Consider the following 17,129-nt stretch of genomic DNA (forward strand, 5'->3'; position numbering starts at 1 on the left):
GAGTCCGCCATGTCGCGAGTGCTGATCCTTTATTCCACCGTTGATGGTCAAACCCGGCGCATCGCTGAGCGACTTCAGGCCCGGTTGGAAGCTCAGGGTCAGTGGGTGACGGTGGCGGAACTGTCCAAAGGAGCGACGCTGCTGGCGGAGTCGGATAAGGTGATCATCGGCGCGTCGATTCGGTACGGCAAATTCCGTCCCGAGTTGATGGCGTTTATCACTGCCAACCGGGCGGCGCTCAGTCGTCTGCCCAGCGCCTTTTTTTGCGTCAATCTGGTGGCCAGAAAGGCCAACAAAAACACCCCGGAAACCAACCCTTATATGGTGAAGTTTGTCAGGCAGAGCCCCTGGCAGCCTCAGTTACTTGGTGTCTTTGCCGGAAAGCTGAACTATCCCATCTACTCGTTCTGGGATCGCCAAATCATCCGCTTCATCATGTGGATGACCAAGGGGCCAACCCAGCCGGATAGCGTGGTGGAATACACCGACTGGGGAGAGGTGGAGCGCTTTGCGGATCAGTGCGTGGCGTTATGACTCCGCCGGCGCACAATAGATTTTGTGCAGGGTAGAGAGAATCGCTTCCACTTCCGGGCTGGCCAATTGGTACCACACCATCTGCGCCTCTTTGCGGGTGGTCACCAAACCCTCTTTGCGCAATACCGCCAGATGCTGGGACAGCGCAGACTGGCTCAGGGGAACCTGGTCATTCAATTCGCCTACCGTCAGCTCTTTATCCAGCAGCAGACAGAGGATCATCAAGCGGTGCCCGTTGGCGATGGACTTCAGCAAGCGTGAAGCGGCTTCGGCGTTGTCTGCCATGTCAGCAATGTCGAATTCGGACGTCATCGCAACCTCGTAGAAAAATTAGCCAGAACTAATATTAATTCTATCTTCTGACTTTGTTAATACTTAGAGCTGGATCTCGTTTTTTCGTTAATCCTTGGCTCAGGTAGGGGCTTTGTGATCATTGGCTCGGCAAAGCCAGTGGGTGGACGCCACACTGAGACTCAAATCCCGTATCGATACCCAGGAGAGCAGATGACACGGACACTGGTGTTGTACATGAGTCGCGGTGGCCACACAGCCCGCGTAGCTCGCACCATCATGGAGACCCTTCAGGATGAGGGGCAGGCTTGCGACATGATGGATCTTCTGGAAGCGGAGCGGGAAGGGATCGACTGGACCCGTTATCAACGCGTCGTGATGGGTGCCCCGGTGCTCTATGGCACTTACGATAAGAGCGTTTTCGCCTTTATCGAGGACAACCGGGCGGAATTGGAAGCCCGCCCCAGCAGCTTCTTTAATGTGTCCGTTGTGGCCCGTACCCCCGAGAAGTCGACGGTGGAGGGCAATCGCTACATGCAGAAATTCCTGGAGCTTTCCCCCTGGCGTCCTACCGATCTGAAGGTGATTGCCGGCAAGGTGGATTATCCGAACTGGGGCTTTTTGGACAGCCTGGCCATCCGTCTCATCATGAAGATGACCAATGGCCCGACCGATCCCAAGACGGTGATCGACTACACCGACTGGGAAGATGTGCGGGACTACGCCCGCCACCTGGCGACTCTGTCCTGAATCAGTAACCCCAGAAGGTTCTCAGGAACAGCACGGCGACGGTGACGATCTCCAGTCGCCCTAACAGCATCCCCACACTCAGGGCCCACTTGGCGGAATCCGGCAAAGAGGAAAAGTTGCCAGCGGGCCCAATCACTTCACCCAATCCAGGACCAACATTCGTTACGGCAGTGACGGCGCCCGTCAGGCTCGAAATGGGGTCCACACCCACCAGCACCAGAAACAGCGACAGCGCCGCAATGGTCACCATAAAGAGCATGGTAAAGGCCACTAGCGAGCGCAGAATATCCTCGTTGATCGGTCGTCGGTTATAGCGCTGTGGCACCACCGCATTGGGGTGGATATGTTGCCGCAACGCTTTCATCACGATGGCGCGCGCCAGTTGGAAGCGGAATATCTTGATGGCGCCCGAAGTGGAGCCGGAGCAGGCCCCCACAAACATCAGCAGGAAAAAGATGATGTTGGCGGCCGGGCCCCAAAGACTGTAATCCGTTGAGGCGAAGCCGGTGGTGGTGACCACGGAAACCAGGTTAAACGCGGCCAGCGTGAGGGCGGGAAAGAAATCCATATCCTGGGCCCGAGCCAGCCAGATAGCCAGAGCCAGGGATGCCGCGATTACGAAGCGGGTATAGCCCCGAACCTGCTGATCATTCCAGGGGGCCATCGAGCGGCGGTAGATGCTCTGCACATACAGAAGCATTGGCAGGCCGCTGAGAAACATAAACAGGGTGCCGTTCCAGTGTGCCGCCACGCTGAAATGGGTCATGGAGCTGTCGGTCGTGGAGTAGCCACCGGTGGAGACCGTGGTCATCGCGTGGTTGATCGCCTCAAACACCGTCATGCCCGAGAGGTAATAGCCGACCCCACAAAGCAGGGTCAGGACCACGTACACCTTCACCAGTGCCCGGCCAATCAGCTTGGTTCGGGGCAATGATTTATCAGACCAGTCGGAGGACTCGGTACGGAACAGCCGCATCCCCCCGACGTTGATCATTGGCAGAATCGCCACGCCCACTGCGATAAATCCGATGCCACCCAGCCACTGCAGCAGAGAGCGCCAAATCAGGATCGACCAGGGCGCCGTATCCAACCCGGACATCACCGTGGATCCGGTGGTGGTGATTCCGGACATGGTCTCAAAGAAGGCGTCGGTATAGCTGATGGCGTGGAAGAAGGTAAAGGGCAGAGCGGCAAACAGAGCCACCACAAACCAGGTTAGGGTGGTGAAGAGATAAAAGTCTCGGGTGTGAAGGGTGACTTTGCAGCCCCAACTGCTGCCAAGTGCCACAAAAGCCACGCCGCCGGTAAGCGCCGCAGACAGCAGGAAGTCCTGAACCAGGCCTTCATTGTGGTAGAGGGAAAACCCCACTGGCACCAGCATCAGCCCTGCCAATACCGCCAGGAACAAACCAAGCAGTAGCAGCAGGGGTCTGACGTTGATCATCCCGGTCTCCTTTTTGAGCCTCGAAGATCAGATAAACAGCGCGCTTGGCTGGAACAGCTTCTCCACTTCCCGGATGTGTTTCTTGTCCACTAGGAACAGGATGACGTGGTCATCCTGTTCAATGACCGTACGGTCGTGGGCCATCATCACTTCGTCCCGACGAACGATGGCGCCAATGGTTGTGCCCGGCGGCAGTTTGATCTCCTGCACCTGACGGCCCACCACTTTGGAGGTGGTGGGGTCGCCATGAGCCACCGCTTCGATCGCCTCGGCGGCGCCACGGCGCAGGGAGTAAACATTATTGATGTCACCCTGACGAACGTGAGTCAGCAGGGCAGAGATGGTTGCCTGTTGGGGCGAGATGGCGATGTCGATATTGGCGTCTTGCACCAGATCCACATAAGCCTCGCGCTGGATCAGCACCATCACTTTCTTCGCGCCCATCCGTTTGGCCAACAGGGCAGACATGATGTTGGCTTCGTCGTCGTTGGTGACGGCGATAAACACATCCACCTGGCTGATCTGCTCGTCGTTAAGCAGCTCCTGATCGGAGGCATCCCCGTGGAACACCGTGGTGTCCTCCAGGTACTCCGACAGCTGACTGGCCCGTTCGGCGTTGCGCTCAATCAGTTTCACTTCGTGGAACGGTTCCAGCGCCTTGGCCAGGCCGAAACCGATGTTGCCCCCACCGGCGATCATGATGTTGCGGTAGCTGGACTCCAGCTTCTGCATCTCACTCATTACCGCACGGATGTGTTTGGAGTCGGCGACGAAGAACACCTCATCGTCCGCTTCAATCACCGTGGTTCCCCGAGGCATGATGGGGCGTCCCTGACGGAAAATCGCCGCCACCCGGGTATCGATATTGGGCATGTGTTCTTTCAGTGCAGCAAGCGCGCTGCCCACCAGAGACCCGCCGTAGTAGGCCTTAACAGCCACCAGGCTGGCTTTGCCATCAGCGAACTCAAGAACCTGCAAAGCCCCCGGATATTCAACTAACCGGCGTATGTAATTGGTCACTAACTGCTCAGGAGCGATCAGTTCGTCAATAAAGAACCGACCCCGGCTGTCCGGATCCGAACCGCCGCTCTGGAACAGCTCATCCCGTTTGGAAAGGTAGGCCGGACTGCGGATACGAGCGATCTTGGTGGGTGTGCCATACAGGGTGTAGGCCAGATGGCACGCCACCATGTTGGTGTCATCGGAGTTGGTTACCGCGATGAGCATGTCGGCATCCTCGGCACCCGCATCCCTCAACACGTGAGGAAAACCGGCATGGCCGTGCACCACGCGCAGATCCAACTTGTCCTGCAGCGCTCTCAGCGCAGTGATGTTGTTGTCGACGATGGTGATGTCGTTGTTTTCCCCGACCAGGTTTTCAGCCAGGGTACCGCCGACCTGGCCGGCGCCGAGAATGATGATTTTCATGCTGTCTGGGAGGTCCCGTCCTGCCGTTTGATCAAGCGGGCATAGTAGAACCCGTCTCCACCCTCGGGCGTCGGCAACAGTTGCCAGCCGGGTTGGGTCGCGTCTTCATCCGCCACAATGGGATCGAGCATAGCATCGGGGGTATTTTGAAGAAACGCTTGGATCTGCTGCACATTTTCATCAGGAAGTACGGAGCAGGTGGCGTAAACCAGGGTGCCGCCCGGCTTCAGCATCTCCCAGCAGGCATTCAGAATGCGCTTCTGCAGCTCAGCCAGTTGGGCAATGTCTTCATCTCGGCGCAGCCACTTGCTGTCCGGGTTCCGGCGCATAACACCGGTCGCAGAGCAGGGCGCGTCCAGAAGAATGCGGTCAAAGGGCTGACCGTCCCACCAGCTTTCCGGGTCGGTGCCGTCGCCACATTTGAGCGTGGCAGTCAGCCCCAGACGATCCAGGTTTTGCTGCACCCGGGTCAGACGCCAGGGGTCCACATCCAGGGCGACCAGCTCCGCCAGTTTGGGTTGCTGCTCGAGGATGTGACAGCTTTTGCCGCCCGGCGCTGCACAGGCATCCAGTACCCGCTCCTGAGGTTGAGCGCCCAGCAGGCGGCCACTGATCTGAGCAGAGTGGTCCTGTACCGATACCGCACCTTTGGTAAAACCGGGCAGGGCAGTGACATCACAGGGCTTGGGCAGCCGAATGGATTCCGGCTCCTCGCCGGGCAGCGCGTCAACGCCAGCCTCCGCCAGTTGCTTGAGGTAATCCTCACGGGACTGCTGCAGCACATTGTTGCGAAGCCAAAGCGGTGGCGCCTCGTTGTTGGCATCCAGAATCGCCTGCCAACGCTCCGGATAGGCTTGCTCCAGGCGCTTGATAAACCAGCCAGGATGGCGGTAGTGCAGGGCGGGGGCATCGAACTGCTCCGCCTTAAGCGCTTCCAGATCCCGCGACAGTGAGCGCAGTATCCCGTTTACCAGACCGGTCATACCGGGGGCGCCAATCTCACGGCAAGCGTTAACGGATTCCGCAACAACCGCATGGGGGGCAACCCGGGTGTGCTTCAGCTGGTACAGGCCAGAGAGAAGCAGACCATGGATGATCCGCTTTTTGCCGCTCAACGGCTTCTGCAGGCAGCGGCGCAGCTGGGTGTCCAGCTGGGGCAACTGACGCATTACACCGTAGGCGATTTCAGCCAGCAGCGCTTTATCGCGGGGGTCGCGAAGTTTGCTCTGGGCTTTGGGAAGGGCCTGAGACAGGGAGTGTCCCTGGTCGATAACCTGAATTACGACGGACGCGGCCAGGGCGCGCAGGTTGGGTTGGCTCATCTCAGTTGGGTTCCTACCTCAAACCACTCTTTACGGGCGTTGAGGATATCCGCAACCGCCATCGCTTTCTTGCCGGGCAGTTGCAGGCTGATCAGATTCAGTACGCCTTCGCCAGTGGCGATCCGGATACCGTTCTTGTCGGCCGCGAGGACGGTGCCAGGTGCCGCATCGTGGTGTTGGTCCAGGGGTTCGCAATCCCAGAGTTTGATGGTCTGCTCCGCGACCTGGAAGTGGCTTACCGGCCAGGGGTTAAAGGCACGGCATTCACGCCACAGCGCCAGAGCAGACTTGCTCCAGTCCACCGCCGCTTCCTCTTTGGAGAGCTTCTCGGCGTAGTTGGCCAGGGCATCATCCTGCACTTCCGCGACCGCCGTACCCTCTGACAGAGGAACGAGAGCATCCAGCAGGGCTTTGGGGCCCAGTTCCGCCAATTTGGTGTAGAGGGTGGCGGAGGTGTCACTGTCCTCAATCGGCAGAGAGGCCTTGTGCAGCATGGCGCCGGTATCGAGGCCTTCATCCATCTGCATGATGGTAACGCCGGTTTCGCTGTCACCGGCCCAGATGGAACGCTGGATCGGCGCCGCTCCGCGCCAACGCGGCAACAGACTGCCGTGGACGTTGATGCAGCCCAGTTTGGGCATGTCTAGCACCGCCTTGGGCAGGATCAGGCCATAGGCCACCACCACCATCAGGTCGAAGTCGATGGCGGCAAGCTCCTGCTGCGCGTCCTCTTTGCGAAGGGATTGCGGCTGGTAAACCGGCAGATTGTGCTCCAGCGCCAGCGCTTTTACCGGGCTGGCGGTCAGCTTCTTACCTCGTCCCGCCGGACGATCTGGCTGAGTGTAGACCGCCACCACCTGATGATGGGAGTCGAGCAGTGCCGCCAGATGCTGAGCGGCAAAATCCGGTGTACCGGCAAAAACGATTTTGAGTGCAGTCAAAGTGGGTTCCTAGGAAGCGTGTTTGGCTTCAACGCGGGCCTGTTTCTCCAGCTTCTGCTTGATGCGCTGGCGCTTCAGGGGAGAGAGGTAATCCACAAACAGCTTACCTTTCAGGTGGTCCATCTCATGCTGGATGCAGATGGAGAGCAGCTCATCCGCTTCAACGGTGAAGGTTTTACCTTCCCGATCCTGAGCTTCGAACACCACATGCTCCGCCCGCTCCACTTTGGCGTAAACACCCGGTACGGACAGACAGCCCTCTTCATTGGTGAAGTGGCCCTTCTCCTCAACGATGCGTGGGTTGATAAACACCTTGGGTTCGCTGCGGTCTTCGGAGTGATCCATCACGATCACCTGAACGTGTTCGTTGATTTGGGTCGCCGCCAAACCGATGCCGCGCTCTTCGTACATGGTGTCGAACATATCGTCCACCAACTGCTGAAGAGCCGGGCCAAAGTCGATTACCGGTTCTGCGATGGTGCGCAGGCGCTCATCAGGAAAACGCAGGACTTCTCTTACAGCCATGACTAATCTCATTCATATATCGAAAAAATTTGACAACAACCTACCCATAATTAGGTTGTTTTGGGGTAATTTTAACCCTTTGCTACTTCCTTTTACAGGTAAGGGAGGTGGCGGGACTTACGTAACAAGGATGTCAGATGAGAATTGTAATTATGATGCTGGTAGCGCTGCTTAGCCTACCACTGGCTGCGGACACCCTGACTCTCAAACCCGGGCATCCGCAAACTTACGTGGTCAAGAAGGGGGATACCCTGTGGGATATCTCCGCACTCTTCCTGGATGACCCCTGGCGTTGGCCTACGCTGTGGGGCGCAAATCCGCAGATCGCCAACCCCCACCTTATCTATCCCGGAGACCGGCTCAACCTGGTTTATCTGGATGGACAGCCTCGCCTGGTTCGCAAGCCGGTGAAGCGACTTTCCCCTGAGATGGGAATCCAGCAAAAGGGTGGCGCCATTCCGGCTCTGCCGCTTTCCATCATCGAACCCTACCTGAGTTTCCAGCAGATCCTTGGTGAGAAGGCCCTGGAGGACACCCCGCAGGTTATTGGCGGTGAGCGTGATGCCACCCGCTACACCATGGGGGACGTGGTGTTTGTAAATGAACGCCTCGAGCTGGGTGAAAAGTACGCCGTCTACCAACTGTCCCGTCGCTTTATGGATCCGGACACCAATGAGTTCCTGGGGCAGGAAGCCCTGATGACGGCCACCGGTCGGGTGATTGAAAGCGGTGATGTTTCCCGTTTGGAGCTGTTGAGTATGCGTCAGGAGGTTAAGCCGGGTCAGAAGGTGATGCCCATTCAGGATGACCTGCTGCTGCCTGCCTACATGATGCCGACTGCTGCTCCGGAAGGGGCGGATGGCCGGGTTATCGCTTCCGATGCCATGGTCCGCGAGATTGGTCCGTTGGAAGTGGCCATCATCAACCGCGGTGAAGCGGATGGGGCGGCGGCCGGTCAGGTCTATGCCATCTACAAAGAGGGCACCGAAGTGGTGAGGAACCGCGATGGCGAGTTTGTTGAGCCGGAGGGGCGTCGCGCCTATGACGAGATGGTGGCGAAGATCTCCGATGGACGCACCATCAAACAGCCAGAGGTTTACCGTGGTGAGCTGATGCTGTTCAAAACCTATGACCGGGTCAGTCTGGGCCTGATCGTTAATGGTCGTCGTCCGGTGCGCATTCTGGATCTGCTGGCGCGCCCTGAGCCCATGGTGTTTGGCAGTGGCAAAGAGTGATCTGCTGACCCGCTGGCTCGCTCTGGATGCGTTATCCGGAGTGGGCCTGGTCCGCAAACTGGCTCTGGTGGAGGCGATACCCTGGAGCCAGTTCTGGGAGCGGGCCAAGCGGGGAAGGCTCCCTGGCCTTTCGGAAGCCCAGCACCGGGCCCTGCTGGAACCGGACCAGGCAGCGATACAGCGTACTCTCAGTTGGCTCAACTCAAACCCTCAACACCACATCATCCCGCTCACCGATTCTCGTTATCCCCCCTCCCTTAGAAACATTGCTGACCCTCCTCTTCTGCTGTTTGTGGCGGGTGATCCCGATCTTTTGCACCGGCCTGCTCTGGCGATGGTGGGAAGTCGCAACGCTTCACTAGCGGGGCGCCAATTGGCTCAGCAGTGGGCCAGGACCCTGACAGAGTTGGGATGGACCATAGTGTCCGGGCTGGCGGAGGGGATTGATGGCGCGGCTCACCAGGGGGCGTTGGAGCAGGGGCAAACGGTTTCGGTCGAGGGCTGCGGACTGGGCTCCGTGTATCCCGCCCGGCATCGGGCTTTGGCTCAGAGCATCACCCAAAACGGCGCCCGGGTTTCTGAATTCTGGCCGGGTGTCGGGGCCCGTCGCTCCCACTTTCCGCGGCGAAACCGGATCGTCAGTGGGCTCAGCCAGGGAGTTATCGTGGTGGAGGCAGGGCTGCGGAGCGGCTCATTGATCACCGCGAGACTGGCGGCTGAGCAGGGGCGGGAGGTGTTTGCGGTGCCGGGCAGCGTTCTGGATCCAAACCGTATCGGTTGTCACCAATTGATCCAGCAGGGTGCCAAATTGGCTTCTGATCCGGTCGATATCATTGAGGAACTGCTGCTCCAACTCTCGACGGATGCTTTAAACGCATTGATCAGGCCGACCACCATGGACGTAGAAAGTTTGCCTGTCCCGGCGTTGTTAGATAGTGTGGATTACGACGCAACACCGGTAGATGATGTAGTGGCTCGTAGCCAGTTGCCGGTAGATGTTGTGCTTGAGCAACTAACCGAGATGGAACTGGACGGGTGGGTTGCAGCGGTGCCCGGTGGCTATGTTCGGCTGAGGGGGAAATAATGATGTTCGACATTTTAATGTACCTGTTTGAGACCTATGTACAGAGCGATGTTGAACTTTTGTTCGACCGCGAAGAGCTGACAGACGAGTTGAGTCGCGCTGGGTTTCGCTCTGATGAGATTGGCAAAGCCCTGATCTGGATTGAAAAGCTGGCGGCGTTGCAAGACTCCGATCGCCATCCCTATTTGGGAGGGGTAGAACCCGGCAGCTTCCGGATCTACACCGCCGAGGAAACCGCCCGGCTCGATACTGAGAGCCGCGGATTCCTGATGTTTCTGGAGCAGATCCAGGTGTTGTCCGCCACCACTCGGGAGATGGTGATTGACCGGGTGATGGAGCTCGATGGCGAACCGTTGTCTCTGGACGACCTGAAGTGGGTGGTGTTGATGGTGCTGTTCAATGCACCAGGCAATGAACAGGCCTACAGTCAGATGGAAGATCTGATATTTGAAGAACCGGAAGGGTATCTTCACTGAGAAAGAGCAGGGCGCCTTACGGCGCCCTGTCAGTTTTCAGAAGTGCAGATGACCTTCGGTGTTGGCCAGTTGAGGGGGACGCAGGTAATCCCGGTACCCGTATCGGTTCAGCTTGCGGGGGTAGGGTGAGGCGTTCTCCTCTTCCGCCAGAGGCTCGGCGGCCCATTGGGTAAGCCACTGCTCAAAGCCAGCCTGATGCGCTCCGGCCGTCTCTGCTAGGGCATTGGCATAGCCCTCGGCGTAGTCACCCTTCAATGGCTGAGTGATGGACCGCAGCCGCTCAGGGTCATGCTCGGAGAGGTAGCGAACGGCCATGTAGCTCCAGCGGTAGGTGCGGTCCAGCCCATCGTCATACTCGGTGGCAAAGATGGTCTCCAAGGTGGGCCACTCTGCCGGTGCGGTCTCCTGCAGCAGCTTCTGAGCCTGACGGTTGTCATTCCCTTTGGAGATGTATTCAGCCAACCCTTCTGCCCACCACACCATCTGGCCGGGGAAATGGCCAAAGCCGCCATACTTGATGTAGCGGCCATCCAGGTAGTGAACGTATTCGTGGTTCAGGTTCCAGACATTGAACTCCGGCAGCCACCAGCCCCGGAAGGCAAAGAAGCGGGCCTGATTACCCTCAGCCTGGGGGGTGCCTTCGATGTACATGCCGCCGTTATCGGTGCCGATATCGAACAGCAGCTGCCCGTATGCGTTGTACTGACTCCAGTTTTTGAATACCACCACTTCCAGGGCGGTGTTGTGGTCGTTGACGACCGGCGTCATGCCGGTGGCCAGCAGCTGGTGGAAGTGGTCCTCCTGAGAGGTGAGGCGTTCGCAGCTGACGGCCAGCTCATCGCGGCTGAGATCCTGCGTGCGGATCACCAGTCGATCGGTACAGGCATGGGTGATCGGCAACACCGCTTCCGGCTCGGGTATGGCGCAAAGATCCCCGTAGGTCTCCTTGCAGGCCTCCTGGCCAAGAAAAGCGTTCACCAGGTAGCCGAGGGTGAAGGCGGTTTTCGCGCTGTCGCCATGGTGCTGTTGATCCTGGCGGGCGATGGCGGCAACGGCCTCGTCCTGAGCAAGCGCGGCCTCCTCCTCAAGCAATAGGCGCTGATGCGCCAACACCCAGTAGGCGTTTTGCAGCGGCCAGTCCTGACTGTCATATCGGGCACCGGAGCTTGCCGCATACTGGCGTAATGCTTCGGAGATCCCCTGTGCACTCAGGGTCTGACGCAACGGGTTGGATTCGTCATCGCGTCGCACCTTATGCATCAGCAGACCTGGGGCACGCAGCAGCTCCCATAAGGCATACTCCTGGGCCAGGGAAACCGGGGGGTGTTCACTGAACAGTTCCAGCTGGCGGATCAGGCTGGGCAGCAGTGCTTCAGCCTTGTCCTGCAGCCCTTCCTGTCCGTAGTAGCGATACAGCGTAACCGCCCACTGCTCCGCCAGGCGCGGCTCAGTCAGTGCGTTCAGTCTTTTGCCCCGGGCCAGCATCGCCTCATGCAGCTGCACCTGCTGAGCTTCGGTCAGAGTGTCGGGATCACCGAAATAGGAGAAGGCGCGAAGGTAATCCAGTGCGGGTTCGGCATCACCGTGACTGAGGTTGTCCAGAGCCAGGGGAAGCTGTTCCGGATCCGGCTGCTGCCAGTTTTGAAGGGGGATTGGGGCAGGCTCGGGCAAAGAGCTGCAGGCACCCAGAAGACCGGTCAGGGCCAGGGGGAGAAGTAAACGCATTGTCATTCCCTTGTTTGTTTTTGTATACAATATTCCACTGTGAGACTCCAATGCAATCCTACCCCGATAACTGATAAAATCTGTTCAGTTCATAGCGTGGTTGGAAAGGGTTCATGTCCAAGATAGACCAACAGCTGTTCAGCACTCATGAGCATGCATTGGAGCGGGAGTATGGCGTTTGCCCCGAGTGCGGCAGCGAATTAACCGTGCGACATGGCAAACATGGGCCTTTCCTGGGATGTCAGAGTTATCCCACCTGCCAATACCACCGTCCGCTGGTGGAGAAGAGTGCTGTGGAAGCGGAGACGCTGGAAGGCACGGAGTGTCCGTTGTGCGGACAGGAGCTGGCACTGAAGTCTGGTCGGTTTGGTTTTTATATTGGGTGCAGCGCATTTCCCCAGTGCGACTACATCGCCAAAGATGAGCCGGAACACACCAACAGCAGCGTCACCTGCCCCAGCTGTAAAAGCGGGGAGTTGGTTGAGCGCACCAATCGGTTCGGTAAGAAGTTTTATGCCTGCAGCGCTTACCCCAAGTGCAAATACTTGCTCAATTTCCCCCCGGTAGCGGAAGCCTGTCCAGATTGTGGCTGGCCCGTTCTGGTGGAAAAAACTGTGCGGGGCGAGCGCCGGCGGATCTGTCCCCAGCGTTCATGCAAATATCAGTCAAAGGCGATATAATCCGCGCGACAATAACAACACTTCTGTGACCCACAACAAGGAAAACCACCATGAGCACCCCTTTTGTAGCTGTACTGATGGGCTCTGATTCTGATCTGCCCACCATGCAGAGCACCCTGGATGTCCTGAAGGGTTTTGGCATTCGTTATGAAGCCAAAGTGACCTCTGCCCACCGGACTCCGGCGGCCACCCACGCTTACGTGCAAGATGCCGAGGCTCGTGGTTGTAAGGTGTTTATCTGTGCTGCTGGCCTCGCTGCCCACCTGGCTGGCGCTGTAGCAGGAATCACCACTCGCCCGGTGATTGGGGTGCCGATCGATAACGGTCCGCTGCAGGGTCACGATGCGCTGCTGTCTACCGTGATGATGCCTGGTGGTGTTCCGGTTGCAACTGTTGCCATTGGCAGCGCTGGCGCCAAGAACGCCGGTTACCTGGCGGCTCAGATGCTGGCGGTTGGCGATGATGAACTGGCTGCTGCGGTAAAAGCCGAGCGCCAGAAGAGTGCCGAAGCCGTTCAGGCTAAAGACGCTGCTCTGCAGGCCAAACTGGCTGGTTGAGGAGAAACCGGTGAGTCGTATGCTGACGGTCAGTGAGGGCGCCGCCCTCATGGCAAAAGGTGGGGTCGTTGCTTACCCCACCGAAGCGGTATTTGGACTGGGCTGCGATCCGACCAACGAGGAGGCGGTTCACCGCCTCCTCGCCATTAAACAGCGTCCGGTGGAAAAGGGCTTGATCCTGATCGCCGCTGATTACGGGCAGTTGCTGCCCTACGTGAATGACGGAGCCCTACCCGCGGCTCGTCGTGAGGCTGTAATGGCACGTTGGCCCGGGCCAACAACCTGGGTGATGCCCGCGAAACATTCGGTGCCTGATTGGGTGACCGGCCAATTTGATACGCTCGCGGTACGAGTGACCAATCACTCCGTCGCCGCTGATCTCTGTCGAGCCTTTGGTGGCCCCGTGGTGTCCACCAGTGCCAACCTGACCGGAGAGGACCCGACCCGCAGCGCTGAAGAGGTGCTGGCGGCTCTGGGCGACCGGATAGACGGTGTGGTAATGGGCGAAGTGGGTGGTCGAAAAGACCCCTCCATGATCCTCGATGCGATGACCGAGCAGGTCTTCCGCTCCTGAATTCTTCTCTGCAAAAGGACTTGATATGGCTCCGGATCCGCAAGCCGTAAAACGCTTTCTCCTCGATCTTCAGAATCGTATTTGTGACGCACTCGAACAGGCTGATGGCGAAGGTCGCTTTCAGAAAGATCAGTGGCAGCGCGAGGAGGGGGGCGGCGGTGAGAGTCGGGTGCTCCGCGAAGGCGCGGTGTTTGAACAGGCCGGTGTGAACTTCTCCCACGTGATGGGAGCACAGATGCCAGCGTCTGCTACGGCTCACCGCCCAGAGCTGGCGGGTCGCCGGTTCGAAGCGATGGGGGTTTCACTGGTGATCCACCCGCGCAACCCTCACATCCCCACAACCCACGCCAATGTTCGCTTCTTTATCGCAGAGAAAGAGGGAGAGGATCCGGTTTGGTGGTTTGGCGGCGGTTTTGATCTTACTCCCTACTACCCGGTGGATGAGGATGTTCTGCACTGGCACCAAGTGGCCAAAGCGGTTTGCGAGCCCTTTGGTGAACAGGTCTACCCGGACTATAAAGCTTGGTGTGATCGTTACTTCTTCCTGAAGCATCGGGATGAAACCCGGGGAGTGGGCGGCCTGTTCTTTGATGACCTGAACGCCCCGGGCTTTGAGCGTAGCTTTGCCATGATGCAGGCCGTGGGTAATGGATTCCTCGATGCCTATCTGCCCATCGTGGCGCGCCGAAAAGGGGACGCGTACGGTGAGCGGGAGCGTCAGTTCCAGCTCTATCGTCGTGGACGTTACGTGGAGTTCAACCTGGTGTATGACCGGGGCACCCTGTTTGGGCTGCAGACCGGTGGCCGCACCGAGTCGATCCTGATGTCGATGCCGCCGTTGGTTCGCTGGGAGTACCAATACCAGCCAGAGGCCGACAGTGCAGAAGCCCGTCTATATGACTACTTGCGTCCTCGTGACTGGCTGGCGGAACTGGCTTAACTGCCGGCTCTGACCGGGCACCCCTCTTCGCTATTGCGCATGTGATCCGCCAGGGGGATCAGGGCCTCAAGCATGGCCCGTCTGACCTGGCGGTCTTTCACTTCCGCTTCCAATGCCCGCTTCATGCAGTGAAGCCACAGATTGCGTTGACGCTTATCAATGCGGAAGGGCAGATGGCGGGCACGCAGCATGGGGTGTCCGTATTTCTGTTCAAACAGAGGCGGGCCGCCCAGCCAGCCACTCAGAAACTCAAACAGCTTCTCTTCACTGCTGGCCAGATCCTGAGGGTGCAGCGCCAGCAGATCTTGGTAATCCGAATCGGACGCCATCAATTGATAAAAGCGGTGGGCCACCGCGCGCACGACCGGTTCGCCCCCCATCTTTTCATAAGCGGTCTTGGGTTGCTTGCGGGTCAAGTGTCGGCGTATAAGTGACAGCATCAGAAATTCCTACAGCGATCAGGCAGGACCATGGATCAGTACGCGGTGTTCGGCCACCCCATTGCCCACAGTCAGTCTCCCTTTATTCATCAGACCTTCGCCAGGCAAACCGGCCAGTCCCTTGAGTATCGGGCCATCCTAGCACCCCTGGGCGGGTTCGCTGAAACCGTTCACCGGTTTCGGGCCGAAGGCGGGCAGGGTGGGAATGTCACGCTGCCTTTTAAGGAGGAAGCGTTTGCTCTCTGCGACGAATTGACCGAGCGGGCACGTCTGGCGGGGGCGGTGAACACGCTCCACTGGCAGAGTGACGGTCGTTTGCTCGGGGACAATACGGATGGGGCCGGTATGGTGTCCGACCTGCTTCAACATGGCGCAGCCATTGAGGGCAAGCGTGTCTTGATTGTCGGAGCCGGGGGCGCTGTGAGGGGAGTACTGGAACCGGTGCTGGCCTGCGGACCATCAGAAGTGGTCATCGCCAACCGTACTGAAAGCAAAGCGACGGTCCTGGCTGGCGACTTCTCTGCACTGGGCAATATCAGGGGCGTGGGGCTCGATGGCATTGATGGGAGATTCGACCTCATTATCAATGGCACCTCCGCATCGCTGTCTGGGGAACTCCCGCCATTACCTGATGGCTGCCTGATTTCAGGCGGGATCACCTATGATATGGCTTATGGCACCAAGGCAACGCCGTTCCAGCTCTGGGGTGAGAAGCAGGGGGGCAGGATCAATCTGTCCGGGCTGGGTATGTTGGTGAACCAGGCCGCGGAGAGCTTTGAGCGGTGGCGGGGCGTCAGGCCCGAGACCGGGCCGGTGAAAGCGGCTCTGATGGCCCGGATGGAGGCGAAACAATGAATCAGCAGATCCTCTTTAATGACCATGTCGAGATCGACTGGGATCAGGGCTGGGCACAGTTTCATGCCATGGTAGCCGGTCAGCAGGTCCCCTGCCTGATTGGTCTGAACGTACTGGCGAATAAGCTGGATATGACCCTGACCAGTGCTGAAGAGGCCGCAGCCGCCTTTGAGCAGCTGCGGTTTGATCTGGAGGCGGAAGCAGAGATCCTGATTGAGGATGAAGCCTTCGACGCACAGGGGCGGATCTGGCTCGGCCATCCGCCCATCTGATTCAGCAGTGTTCTTCCAGGTACTGGTTCTTCAGCCGCACATAATGTGCGGCTGACTCTTTTAGAAAGGCCCTTTCATCATCGGTCAGGGGGCGGGCGGCTTTGGCGGGGCTGCCAACATAGAGGTGGCCGCTCTCCAGACGTTTGCCGGGGGGTACCAGGGTTCCTGCACCGATGATCACGTCTTCTTCAACGACGACGCCATCCAGAATAATGGCGCCCATCCCCACCAGGACCCGATCACCGATCACGCATCCGTGCAGCATCGCTTTATGCCCGACCGTCACGTCTTCGCCAATAATCAGTGGAAACCCATCCGGGTGACCATTACCGGGACGGGAAACATGAAGCACGGATCCGTCCTGTACATTGGTGCGTGCACCGATACGGATAAAGTTAACGTCACCCCGTGCGGCAACCAGAGGCCAAATGCTGCTGTCTTCTCCCAGTGCGATGTCGCCATAAAGCACCGCGCTGGGCTCAATAAAGACACCGTCAGCCATTTGGGGGAGACGATTCTGGTAGGTGTTCAGCGACATGATGGGGCTCCTGAAGTCGAAATTGGTCGTCATTATACCCACTCTTGCTGGCTTAATGCCCAGGCTGGTGGCTTTTGCACCGATCAAAACATTTGTGCCGAAAAAGCCTTGCACCCTCAGAATCCCTCCCTATAATGCGCCCTCACGTTGACGGGGAACGAAGCCAAACGGCGAAACGGCCCGGTTAACACGGCAGCAGCCACTCAAAAAACTTCATCAAAAAAGGGCTTGACCCGATGAGTTAACTGAGTAAAATGGCGCTCCACTTCAAGGGGAAAGCCGAAAGGCCTAAAACTTGAAGTTTTAGAAGCTCAGGCGAGCGGTTCGAAAGAACGAAAAATTGCTTGACTTCAACATGGGACAGCGTAGAATGCGCATCCCGCTTCGGTAGAAAACGAAGCAACGCTCTTTAACAATTAGTCAGACAATCTGTGTGGGCACTCACGCAGTGTTGAGAAATCATCATTTTCTCGATGCTACTGAGTGACACCAAGTTAATTCAGTATTCATTGAGTAGC

At 58.2% G+C, this 17,129-nt stretch carries 20 protein-coding genes; 11 read left to right on the top strand and 9 right to left on the bottom strand.

Going from position 1 to position 17,129, the window contains the following annotated elements:
* The first annotated feature begins 9 nt into the window (after positions 1-9).
* Positions 10-534 (top strand): menaquinone-dependent protoporphyrinogen IX dehydrogenase, encoded by a 525-nt coding sequence (gene hemG, locus KUV52_RS18355; protein ID WP_222527399.1) that lies wholly within the window; start codon positions 10-12, stop codon positions 532-534.
* Here the strand turns inward: hemG (KUV52_RS18355) and KUV52_RS18360 are convergent.
* Positions 529-846 (bottom strand): ArsR/SmtB family transcription factor, encoded by a 318-nt coding sequence (locus KUV52_RS18360; RefSeq protein WP_222527400.1) that lies wholly within the window; start codon positions 844-846, stop codon positions 529-531. The genes hemG (KUV52_RS18355) and KUV52_RS18360 overlap by 6 nt on opposite strands.
* 192 nt (positions 847-1,038) lie before the next feature.
* Between KUV52_RS18360 and hemG (KUV52_RS18365) the strand changes: the two genes are divergently transcribed.
* The gene (hemG, locus tag KUV52_RS18365; protein WP_222527401.1) at positions 1,039-1,575 is read left to right on the top strand and encodes a menaquinone-dependent protoporphyrinogen IX dehydrogenase; all 537 of its coding nucleotides are present in this window, start codon (positions 1,039-1,041) and stop codon (positions 1,573-1,575) included.
* A gap of 1 nt (position 1,576) precedes the next feature.
* Here the strand turns inward: hemG (KUV52_RS18365) and KUV52_RS18370 are convergent, their stop codons facing one another.
* The 5 genes from KUV52_RS18370 to def are packed head-to-tail and all read right to left on the bottom strand — an operon-like array spanning position 1,577 to position 7,235.
* On the bottom strand, positions 1,577-3,019 hold the full coding sequence (locus tag KUV52_RS18370; protein WP_222527402.1) for a TrkH family potassium uptake protein: 1,443 nt from the start codon (positions 3,017-3,019) through the stop codon (positions 1,577-1,579).
* Positions 3,020-3,046: 27 nt separating this feature from the next.
* Positions 3,047-4,447: a Trk system potassium transporter TrkA gene (gene trkA, locus KUV52_RS18375; RefSeq protein WP_222527403.1), complete on the bottom strand. Its 1,401-nt coding sequence runs from the start codon at positions 4,445-4,447 to the stop codon at positions 3,047-3,049.
* Positions 4,444-5,769 carry a 16S rRNA (cytosine(967)-C(5))-methyltransferase RsmB gene (gene rsmB / locus KUV52_RS18380; protein ID WP_222527404.1) on the bottom strand — a complete coding sequence of 442 codons (1,326 nt, stop codon included), beginning with the start codon at positions 5,767-5,769 and terminating at the stop codon, positions 4,444-4,446. The genes trkA and rsmB overlap by 4 nt, the downstream gene beginning before the upstream one ends.
* A complete protein-coding gene (fmt, locus tag KUV52_RS18385) occupies positions 5,766-6,710 on the bottom strand; it encodes a methionyl-tRNA formyltransferase (RefSeq protein WP_222527405.1) in 945 nt (314 codons plus the stop codon). The genes rsmB and fmt overlap by 4 nt, the downstream gene beginning before the upstream one ends.
* 9 nt (positions 6,711-6,719) lie before the next feature.
* Positions 6,720-7,235 carry a peptide deformylase gene (gene def, locus KUV52_RS18390; RefSeq protein WP_222527406.1) on the bottom strand — a complete coding sequence of 172 codons (516 nt, stop codon included), beginning with the start codon at positions 7,233-7,235 and terminating at the stop codon, positions 6,720-6,722.
* Between the two features lie 137 nt (positions 7,236-7,372).
* Between def and KUV52_RS18395 the strand changes: the two genes are divergently transcribed.
* The 3 genes from KUV52_RS18395 to KUV52_RS18405 are packed head-to-tail and all read left to right on the top strand — an operon-like array spanning position 7,373 to position 10,030.
* Complete coding sequence (locus KUV52_RS18395) at positions 7,373-8,470, top strand: LysM peptidoglycan-binding domain-containing protein (RefSeq protein ID WP_222527407.1); 1,098 nt, start codon at positions 7,373-7,375, stop codon at positions 8,468-8,470.
* Positions 8,457-9,554, top strand: a complete 1,098-nt coding sequence (dprA, locus tag KUV52_RS18400; protein WP_222527408.1) for a DNA-processing protein DprA — start codon at positions 8,457-8,459, stop codon at positions 9,552-9,554. Before KUV52_RS18395 ends, dprA begins: the two co-directional genes overlap by 14 nt.
* Before the next feature lie 2 nt (positions 9,555-9,556).
* On the top strand, positions 9,557-10,030 hold the full coding sequence (locus KUV52_RS18405) for a DUF494 family protein (protein ID WP_222527409.1): 474 nt from the start codon (positions 9,557-9,559) through the stop codon (positions 10,028-10,030).
* 36 nt (positions 10,031-10,066) lie between these two features.
* On the opposite strand, the gene KUV52_RS18410 is transcribed toward KUV52_RS18405, so the two are convergent.
* A complete protein-coding gene (locus tag KUV52_RS18410; RefSeq protein ID WP_222527410.1) occupies positions 10,067-11,755 on the bottom strand; it encodes a collagenase in 1,689 nt (562 codons plus the stop codon).
* Between the two features lie 113 nt (positions 11,756-11,868).
* On the opposite strand from KUV52_RS18410, the gene KUV52_RS18415 reads away from it, so the two are divergent.
* Genes KUV52_RS18415 through hemF form a run of 4 tightly spaced genes read left to right on the top strand, consistent with a single transcriptional unit; the run spans position 11,869 to position 14,506 of the window.
* Positions 11,869-12,435, top strand: coding sequence for a type I DNA topoisomerase (locus KUV52_RS18415; RefSeq protein ID WP_222527411.1), 567 nt, complete (start codon positions 11,869-11,871; stop codon positions 12,433-12,435).
* 50 nt (positions 12,436-12,485) lie between these two features.
* Positions 12,486-12,992, top strand: a complete 507-nt coding sequence (gene purE / locus KUV52_RS18420; RefSeq protein WP_013343549.1) for a 5-(carboxyamino)imidazole ribonucleotide mutase — start codon at positions 12,486-12,488, stop codon at positions 12,990-12,992.
* A 10-nt stretch (positions 12,993-13,002) separates the two neighbouring features.
* Positions 13,003-13,566 carry an L-threonylcarbamoyladenylate synthase gene (locus KUV52_RS18425; protein ID WP_315900213.1) on the top strand — a complete coding sequence of 188 codons (564 nt, stop codon included), beginning with the start codon at positions 13,003-13,005 and terminating at the stop codon, positions 13,564-13,566.
* Positions 13,567-13,591: 25 nt separating this feature from the next.
* The gene (gene hemF / locus KUV52_RS18430) at positions 13,592-14,506 is read left to right on the top strand and encodes an oxygen-dependent coproporphyrinogen oxidase (protein WP_222527412.1); all 915 of its coding nucleotides are present in this window, start codon (positions 13,592-13,594) and stop codon (positions 14,504-14,506) included.
* On the opposite strand, the gene KUV52_RS18435 is transcribed toward hemF, so the two are convergent.
* Positions 14,503-14,946: a group II truncated hemoglobin gene (locus KUV52_RS18435; RefSeq protein ID WP_222527413.1), complete on the bottom strand. Its 444-nt coding sequence runs from the start codon at positions 14,944-14,946 to the stop codon at positions 14,503-14,505. The genes hemF and KUV52_RS18435 overlap by 4 nt on opposite strands.
* A gap of 30 nt (positions 14,947-14,976) precedes the next feature.
* Between KUV52_RS18435 and aroE the strand changes: the two genes are divergently transcribed.
* Positions 14,977-15,801 (top strand): shikimate dehydrogenase, encoded by an 825-nt coding sequence (gene aroE / locus KUV52_RS18440; protein WP_222527414.1) that lies wholly within the window; start codon positions 14,977-14,979, stop codon positions 15,799-15,801.
* Positions 15,798-16,073, top strand: a complete 276-nt coding sequence (locus KUV52_RS18445; RefSeq protein WP_222527415.1) for a DUF1488 domain-containing protein — start codon at positions 15,798-15,800, stop codon at positions 16,071-16,073. The genes aroE and KUV52_RS18445 overlap by 4 nt, the downstream gene beginning before the upstream one ends.
* 1 nt (position 16,074) lies before the next feature.
* Here KUV52_RS18445 and KUV52_RS18450 read toward each other — a convergent pair whose 3' ends face one another.
* A complete protein-coding gene (locus KUV52_RS18450; RefSeq protein WP_222527416.1) occupies positions 16,075-16,611 on the bottom strand; it encodes a gamma carbonic anhydrase family protein in 537 nt (178 codons plus the stop codon).
* Between the last annotated feature and the right edge of the window lie 518 nt (positions 16,612-17,129).

Source organism: Ferrimonas balearica (assembly GCF_019802055.1).
In the GTDB taxonomy this organism is placed as follows: domain Bacteria; phylum Pseudomonadota; class Gammaproteobacteria; order Enterobacterales; family Shewanellaceae; genus Ferrimonas; species Ferrimonas balearica_A.

Bases quoted from the DNA above. Each gene is read 5' to 3' on its own strand.
- hemG (WP_222527399.1), top strand. From the start codon at position 10: ATGTCGCGAGTGCTGATCCTTTATTCCACCGTTGATGGTCAAACCCGG.
- KUV52_RS18360 (WP_222527400.1), bottom strand. From the start codon at position 846: ATGACGTCCGAATTCGACATTGCTGACATGGCAGACAACGCCGAAGCC.
- hemG (WP_222527401.1), top strand. From the start codon at position 1,039: ATGACACGGACACTGGTGTTGTACATGAGTCGCGGTGGCCACACAGCC.
- KUV52_RS18370 (WP_222527402.1), bottom strand. From the start codon at position 3,019: ATGATCAACGTCAGACCCCTGCTGCTACTGCTTGGTTTGTTCCTGGCG.
- trkA (WP_222527403.1), bottom strand. From the start codon at position 4,447: ATGAAAATCATCATTCTCGGCGCCGGCCAGGTCGGCGGTACCCTGGCT.
- rsmB (WP_222527404.1), bottom strand. From the start codon at position 5,769: ATGAGCCAACCCAACCTGCGCGCCCTGGCCGCGTCCGTCGTAATTCAG.
- def (WP_222527406.1), bottom strand. From the start codon at position 7,235: ATGGCTGTAAGAGAAGTCCTGCGTTTTCCTGATGAGCGCCTGCGCACC.
- KUV52_RS18395 (WP_222527407.1), top strand. From the start codon at position 7,373: ATGAGAATTGTAATTATGATGCTGGTAGCGCTGCTTAGCCTACCACTG.
- KUV52_RS18405 (WP_222527409.1), top strand. From the start codon at position 9,557: ATGTTCGACATTTTAATGTACCTGTTTGAGACCTATGTACAGAGCGAT.
- KUV52_RS18410 (WP_222527410.1), bottom strand. From the start codon at position 11,755: ATGCGTTTACTTCTCCCCCTGGCCCTGACCGGTCTTCTGGGTGCCTGC.
- KUV52_RS18415 (WP_222527411.1), top strand. From the start codon at position 11,869: ATGTCCAAGATAGACCAACAGCTGTTCAGCACTCATGAGCATGCATTG.
- purE (WP_013343549.1), top strand. From the start codon at position 12,486: ATGAGCACCCCTTTTGTAGCTGTACTGATGGGCTCTGATTCTGATCTG.
- hemF (WP_222527412.1), top strand. From the start codon at position 13,592: ATGGCTCCGGATCCGCAAGCCGTAAAACGCTTTCTCCTCGATCTTCAG.
- KUV52_RS18435 (WP_222527413.1), bottom strand. From the start codon at position 14,946: ATGCTGTCACTTATACGCCGACACTTGACCCGCAAGCAACCCAAGACC.
- aroE (WP_222527414.1), top strand. From the start codon at position 14,977: ATGGATCAGTACGCGGTGTTCGGCCACCCCATTGCCCACAGTCAGTCT.
- KUV52_RS18445 (WP_222527415.1), top strand. From the start codon at position 15,798: ATGAATCAGCAGATCCTCTTTAATGACCATGTCGAGATCGACTGGGAT.
- KUV52_RS18450 (WP_222527416.1), bottom strand. From the start codon at position 16,611: ATGTCGCTGAACACCTACCAGAATCGTCTCCCCCAAATGGCTGACGGT.